At 59.3% G+C, this 1,568-nt stretch carries 2 protein-coding genes; one reads left to right on the top strand and one right to left on the bottom strand.

Annotated elements, in window-relative coordinates:
• Positions 1 to 214: 214 nt before the first annotated feature.
• Positions 215 to 490, bottom strand: a complete 276-nt coding sequence (locus tag QT222_RS03605; protein WP_491476332.1) for a hypothetical protein — start codon at positions 488 to 490, stop codon at positions 215 to 217.
• A 193-nt stretch (positions 491 to 683) separates the two neighbouring features.
• Here QT222_RS03605 and QT222_RS03610 point away from each other — a divergent pair.
• On the top strand, positions 684 to 1,568 hold an 885-nt coding region (locus QT222_RS03610), incomplete at its 3' end, for a DUF7289 family protein (RefSeq protein WP_491476333.1).

The raw sequence follows: 1,568 nt of genomic DNA on the forward strand, positions 1-1,568 counted from the left end.
CCTGCGAGGCCAACCGGTGTCGCGTGAAATCGTGCCTGTTCGAGACGGGATTTGAGCAGCGAGCAAATCTCTGATTTGCGAGTGGGTTCAAATCCCGTGAACCCCGTTCACGGCCTTCGCAAACCTTCGGTTTGCTCACATTCGGCAGCACACTTCTTCTCGGGTATGTTCCGCTGTATCTGCTGTTCGGGTGTGTGATTCACGGCTGTCCGGGCTAACGAGCCGGGAATTCGTTCAGTCGCCGATGGTGAGTCGGCCTTTCCCGCGGGCCGACGTAAAAAAACAGCGAGATAACGAGAGCGAGGCCGAACAGCACGGCGGCGAGAAGTGGCTCATTTGAGACGAAATACTGCAACACCCAGACCCCATCCTCGGGAAGCGATACAACCTGTGTGGCGGTGTTTCTGGTGTAGAGAAACGCCAGCCCGTAGCGGAACGCGAGAGTGACCACCAACGACGACACGATTTTCCGAGGGCTGTTGACCTTCATGGCGTCTCTCAATACACAGCAAGAGGATTCAGTGTACTCCCCGTTCGAACCACGGCCGTCGTGGCGCTTTCGTTCATTTTCAATAGCGCATATGACAGCCACGTTTAGTTGACATTTCCAAACTAACAATTCAGATTGCTTGACTGTCACGTACCCCGCGACGTTTTGACCCCACACATCGTGGAGAATGGTAATGAGCGGTCGCCCTCGGGTTCCGTTAGTCTATCGCGTCGTCCGCGACCGGACGGCACAAACGTCGCCGATTGCGGTGATTCTCCTCTTGGCTATCACAGTGGTTGGGACGACAACCGTCGTCGCCTTCGGCGGGGTCGCCCTCGAAGAGACGAAACAGGAGTCACGACTCACGCGCGCCGAACACTCGATGACGCTTTTTGACTCCCGCGTCGCCATCTCCGCGCTCGGGGAAGGTGACACCCAGTACGTCGACCTCGGCGGGACCGGCGGCGGAAGCTACGTCATCGACGACGATTCCGCCTGGATTCGCATCACACACAAGAACTACACCGACGACGGCGACGACGAAGTACTCTACAACGAATCACTCGGGAGCGTCGAGTACCGCGACGGCGACACGCGAATCGCCTACGAAGGCGGCGGCGTCTGGCGAACGCAGGACGGCGGGTCGACGATGGTTTCCCCGCCGGAGTTCCACTACCGCGGGGCGACACTTACGCTCCCTATCGTCCGACTCAGCGGCGACGGCTCGGCGTCGGGTGGCGTGCGGGCGAGCGTCTCGGCGACCGAGCGCGCTCGTCGCGTGTACCCGAACGAGACGGCAAGCTACACCACTATCCCTGACAGCTACGATAATCCCGTCAGCAACGGGACGGTCATTGTGGCAGTCCACAGCGACCACTACAAGGGATGGGCGTCGTTCTTCGAGTCACGAACGGAAGGGAATGTGACCGTTTACGATTCCAATAAGACCGCCAGCGTCGAACTGGAAACCCTGGGTCTCGTCGGCGAGTTCCAGATGCCGAACGAGGGCACGTCGCTCGACGTTCGAGGGATGGCCGGCGACCACAACGTCTCCACGTTCACGATTACACTCTCGAAC

The sequence above is a fragment of the Haloferax sp. s1 genome (genome assembly GCF_058382125.1).

Excerpts from the sequence above, each read along its gene's own strand:
- QT222_RS03605 (WP_491476332.1), bottom strand. The coding sequence starts at position 490 with ATGAAGGTCAACAGCCCTCGGAAAATCGTGTCGTCGTTGGTGGTCACT.